The 4,775-nt window shown below is 39.0% G+C and carries 6 protein-coding genes; all 6 read left to right on the forward strand.

Going from position 1 to position 4,775, the window contains the following annotated elements:
- The first annotated feature begins 39 nt into the window (after positions 1 to 39).
- The 6 genes from WA010_RS08715 (at position 40) to WA010_RS08740 (ending at position 4,723) form a co-directional block, all read left to right on the forward strand.
- Positions 40 to 645: a class I SAM-dependent DNA methyltransferase gene (locus WA010_RS08715; protein WP_422556739.1), complete on the forward strand. Its 606-nt coding sequence runs from the start codon at positions 40 to 42 to the stop codon at positions 643 to 645.
- Positions 646 to 746: 101 nt separating this feature from the next.
- A complete protein-coding gene (locus tag WA010_RS08720; protein ID WP_422556740.1) occupies positions 747 to 2,441 on the forward strand; it encodes an acetolactate synthase large subunit in 1,695 nt (564 codons plus the stop codon).
- A complete protein-coding gene (gene ilvN / locus WA010_RS08725; protein WP_422556741.1) occupies positions 2,441 to 2,911 on the forward strand; it encodes an acetolactate synthase small subunit in 471 nt (156 codons plus the stop codon). The genes WA010_RS08720 and ilvN overlap by 1 nt, the downstream gene beginning before the upstream one ends.
- Before the next feature lie 5 nt (positions 2,912 to 2,916).
- On the forward strand, positions 2,917 to 3,864 hold the full coding sequence (gene lpxD, locus WA010_RS08730) for a UDP-3-O-(3-hydroxymyristoyl)glucosamine N-acyltransferase (protein WP_422556742.1): 948 nt from the start codon (positions 2,917 to 2,919) through the stop codon (positions 3,862 to 3,864).
- 17 nt (positions 3,865 to 3,881) lie between these two features.
- Complete coding sequence (locus WA010_RS08735; RefSeq protein ID WP_422556743.1) at positions 3,882 to 4,427, forward strand: hypothetical protein; 546 nt, start codon at positions 3,882 to 3,884, stop codon at positions 4,425 to 4,427.
- A gap of 74 nt (positions 4,428 to 4,501) precedes the next feature.
- The gene (locus WA010_RS08740; protein ID WP_422556744.1) at positions 4,502 to 4,723 is read left to right on the forward strand and encodes a hypothetical protein; all 222 of its coding nucleotides are present in this window, start codon (positions 4,502 to 4,504) and stop codon (positions 4,721 to 4,723) included.
- The last annotated feature ends 52 nt before the right edge of the window (positions 4,724 to 4,775 follow it).

Genomic DNA, 4,775 nt, shown 5'->3' on the forward strand with positions numbered 1-4,775 from the left:
GTTATGATTCGACTAAGATTCAGTATTTAAGAGGAATGGATGACGGAACGTTTTAATCAAGTTGCTCACGCATGGGATAATGGTGATATACGCCAAAATATCGCCCAAAATATTTTTCAAACTATAACCAGCCGAATTGCTTTATTCAATCATATGACAATTATGGATTTTGGTGCAGGGACAGGTCTTCTTAGTTTTAAAATTGCACCAATGGTAAAAAATGTTGTTGCTGTTGATCTCTCTACAAAAATGCTTGAACAGTTAGAAAACAAAAATTCTATAAATTTATCAGTCAAAGCGATTTGCCAAAATATCTGCAAAGAGGCATTGGATCAACAGTTCCATGGTATTGTTAGCTCTATGGCAATGCATCATGTGGAAAATACGGAAGAATTATTTAAAGCTTTTCATGCTCATTTGAAACGAGATGGTTTTATCGCTATTGCTGATTTGGAAGCGGAAGATGGAACTTTTCATGCTCATGGTAACGATGGGGTGTATCATTTTGGTTTTAAACGTGATGCATTACGCCAAACGATTGAAAATGCGGGATTTGAACATGTACGATTCCACCATGCCTATACGGTTGAAAAAGAGAGACAAAATTATCCGATATTTCTCGTTACGGCAACTAAAAAATCTTAATTATATGAGTGAAGCGGCTCCTTGAGGTTCTTTTAACATAATTTATAGTTTCCTTCTTCTATAATTCGTTAATATTTATACCTTAATTTAAAGGAGACGACATGCAAATCAGCGGTGCACAGATGGTTATCGAAGCACTTATCGCCGAGGAAGTCGAAGTCGTATTCGGTTACCCAGGTGGGGCGATCATGAACGTCTATGATGAGATTTACAAACAGCGATCATTTCAGCATATTTTGACACGACATGAACAAGCAGCCGTTCATGCGGCAGAGGGGTATGCCAAAGCTACCGGACGTGTAGGGGTAGCGATGATTACCTCAGGTCCAGGATTTACCAATGGTGTCACCGGTTTAGCTGATGCTTATATGGACTCTATTCCTCTTGTGCTTATTAGCGGTCAAGTTCCAATGTCACTTATTGGCACGGATGCATTCCAAGAGATCGATGCAGTGGGTATCAGCCGTTCATGTACTAAGCACAATTATCTTGTGACGGATGCAGCGGATCTTCCTCGCATTCTTAAAGAGGCATTTTATATCGCACGTACTGGTCGTCCAGGTCCAGTCCACGTTGATATCCCAAAAGACGTAACGGCACAAATCGCTAAATTTGATTACACCAAAGAGGTCGATATCGAGACCTATAAACCGACGACCAAAGGGAACACCCGTCAGATCAAAAAAGCGATTGATGCCATTGCAGCAGCCAAACGTCCTCTTTTGTATCTCGGTGGAGGTATCATCAATGCGAATGCGGCAGAGTTAGTGCGTGAGTTTTCTAAAATGACCCAGATACCTGCAGTTGAAACGTTTATGGCACGGGGGACACTTCGATATGACGATCCATTGCTAATTTCTATGCTCGGGATGCATGGATCGTATGCGGCAAATATGGCAATGTCGGAGACAGACCTCGTTATCGGGCTTGGGGCACGGTTTGATGATCGTGTTACCGGAAAACTTTCTGAATTTGCAAAAAATGCACAAATCATTCATGTAGATATTGATCCTGCAAGTATTTCGAAACTGGTACATGCCCATTTTCCGATTGTAGGAGATGTCAAAAATGTTTTGGAACAAATGATTCCGTTGGCGAAAGAGCAGGTGGATCCGTTACGTTATACTTCATGGCACAATACTATTGCTAATTTTAATAAACTTCATCCTCTCTCCTACAAAGAAGAGGGAGATCGCATCAAACCTCAATGGGTTGTTGAGCGTATCGGACAGCTTTTGGGTGATAATGCCAATATTTCCACTGATGTTGGTCAACATCAGATGTGGACTGCACAGTTTTATCCGTTTACCCGTCCACGCCAATGGGTGAGTTCTGGAGGTCTTGGGACGATGGGATTTGGATTTCCGGCGGCAATCGGGGTAAAACGTGCGGATATGGAACGTGTTAGTATTAACATTACCGGTGATGGTTCGATACTCATGAATATTCAAGAATTGATGACTGCTGTTGAATATCAACTTCCCGTTATCAATATTATTTTAAACAACAATTTTTTAGGAATGGTTCGTCAGTGGCAAACACTCTTTTATGATAAACGCCACTCTTCTACCGATCTTTCTATACAGCCTAATTTTATAAAGCTCGCAGACGCATTTGGTGGAGTAGGATACCGTGTAACCACTAAAGAAGAATTTGATGCTGCTCTAAAAGATGCGATTGATAAAAATGTTGTTGCTATCATTGATGTTGCCGTCAACCGCTTCGAAAATGTTTTACCGATGGTACCGGCGGGTGGGTCTCTATTTAATATGATGCTAGAATATAAGGAGAAATAATGGAACGAGAACGTCGTGTTATTTCTGTGATTGTAATGAATGAAGCCAGTGTCTTATCACGTATCGCAGGATTATTTTCAGGTCGAGGATACAATATTGAATCATTAACGGTAGCTCCTATCCCTGATTCAAAATATTCTCGGATTACCATTGTTACGGCAGGGTCAGTTCGGGTAATCGAACAGATTACGAAACAGCTACATAAGCTTATTCCTGTTCTTAAAGTATTTGAACATGCAGATTTGGTTGAAACCGAAATAGCATTAGTAAAAATTCCGATGTCTGAGTCATTAGGTGATATTGAAGCTCTTTGTCATGCCTATAATGGACGAATCGTTAATGTGGGTAGTGATACCATGGTAGTAATGGTTGTAGATGAGCCCACAAGAGTTAATCATTTTTTGGAAGCTATTAAACGATTCCATCCAAAAGAGATTGTAAGAAGCGGTTCTGTCGCTCTAGAAAGATAAGAAATATGAAACTTTATGAAATCGCCGCTTTTTTAGGTTGCTCTGAAATCAAAGATTCGATTGAAATTACGGGGATGAATACTTTACGAGATGCATCAGAAGGAGAAATCTCATTTCTTTCTGATTCTAAATATGAGAAAGAGCTTTTTGATACAAAAGCATCTGCTGTGATTCTTCCTGCGTCAAAAATACATTTACTTCCATTTGGAGTTGTTGCACTCACATCAGATGAACCGTATATGTTGGTAGCCATTCTTTCTAAGCAATTTGCTAAGCCGGTACAAAGTAGTACTGTTTCTCCTGTAATTGGTGAAGGAAGTTGTATTTATCCGACGGCTCATATCGAAAATGGTGCTACAATAGGGAAAAATTGTACCATTATGAGTGGTGTTTATATCGGTTCTGAAGCGGTAGTGGGCGATGATGTTATCCTTTATCCGAATGTTTCAGTTTATCGTGATTGTAAAATTGGAAACAGAGTTATGATCCATGCCGGAAGCGTGATCGGTAGTGATGGATTTGGATATGCCCATACAAAGTTAGGTGAGCATGTTAAGCTTTATCAAAACGGTAATGTTATTATTGAAGATGATGTCGAGATAGGTGCTAATACAACTGTGGATTGTGCGGTATTCGGTTCAACCATTATTAAGCAAGGTTCCAAAATTGATAATTTGGTTCAAATCGGACACAATTGTATTGTAGGTGAATACTCTATTCTCGTCTCTCAGTCAGGTCTTGCAGGTTCTACTACACTTGGTCGTAATGTTGTGATGGGAGGACAAAGTGCTACTGCCGGACACCTTAGTATTGCGCCGTTTACAACATTGGCTGCACGTTCAGGTGTAACTAAAAGCATAGTGACGAAAGGTGTTTATAGTGGTTTCCCTTTGATGGAACATAAAATATGGCTGAAAATGCAAGCAAAATTGGCTAAAATATTAGAATCTTAAGATTAAAGGGGAATGGGATGAAAATCACAGTTGGTTTATTGATGATACTTGGCAGTTTATTATATGCTGATGGAGAACCAAGTGAGATTCGTATGCCCGATATTGTCCTAGATGCTATTAAACATTGTGAATGTCTTAAAGAAAATAATCAATGCAATCCAAATGTTATCCGTATTAATGCTATAGAAGAAGCGCAACGTGCAGCTGCTGCAGGATTTGCAGTTGCAGGTCATCTTATAAAATGCGGTTCTGCTGAACAATGCAGTGCACAAGCACAGGCTTTAATTGATGGTGGTATTACCAACCTTGACCTTGGACCTTACCAAATTAACTACAAATATCACCCGAATCCAATGCTACATGAATACTTTGAAGATGTTACCGCAAGAGAACAAGCAAATACTATTTTGACTAAATTGGTTAAAAGTTTTGGTTATTCATGGGAAACATTAGGACGCTATCATCATTTTAGTGCAACAGACCGTACACGAAATGAACGTTATTATCGTAAAATGTATGCTTTTATTTATGGGGATACCTCAAAATCACAAGTTAGTGAGTAAACTTTTTCTTTTTAAGATTGCTTTAGCCAAAATCGGTTAAACTCTTCTATTATTATAGTTAAATAGGAGAAATTATGAGTTCTGGCGTAACAATTATCAAAGAGATTCCATTGGATGGAACAAAGAAAGGTATTATCTCCATCAGTAAAGTAGATGAACCTTATGGAGCAGGAAGTGACAGTGTCGCAAGTATCGGGATCTCTTTATCCGGTGATGCAAAAAATCCAGAATGGAAAGTACATCTTCCTATTGGAAATATAGATGCAGTTGTAGAAGCATTGAAAAGTATGAAATAAAAAAACTCTTTTTATTTCTCTGTAGTGTTTCAGAACTCAATATCAGTTATTT

Origin of the sequence: Sulfuricurvum sp., from assembly GCF_049305995.1 — a bacterium.
Taxonomy (GTDB): Bacteria; Campylobacterota; Campylobacteria; order Campylobacterales; family Sulfurimonadaceae; genus Sulfuricurvum.

Excerpts from the sequence above, each read along its gene's own strand:
- WA010_RS08715 (WP_422556739.1), top strand. The coding sequence starts at position 40 with ATGACGGAACGTTTTAATCAAGTTGCTCACGCATGGGATAATGGTGAT.
- WA010_RS08720 (WP_422556740.1), top strand. The coding sequence starts at position 747 with ATGCAAATCAGCGGTGCACAGATGGTTATCGAAGCACTTATCGCCGAG.
- ilvN (WP_422556741.1), top strand. The coding sequence starts at position 2,441 with ATGGAACGAGAACGTCGTGTTATTTCTGTGATTGTAATGAATGAAGCC.
- lpxD (WP_422556742.1), top strand. The coding sequence starts at position 2,917 with ATGAAACTTTATGAAATCGCCGCTTTTTTAGGTTGCTCTGAAATCAAA.
- WA010_RS08735 (WP_422556743.1), top strand. The coding sequence starts at position 3,882 with ATGAAAATCACAGTTGGTTTATTGATGATACTTGGCAGTTTATTATAT.
- WA010_RS08740 (WP_422556744.1), top strand. The coding sequence starts at position 4,502 with ATGAGTTCTGGCGTAACAATTATCAAAGAGATTCCATTGGATGGAACA.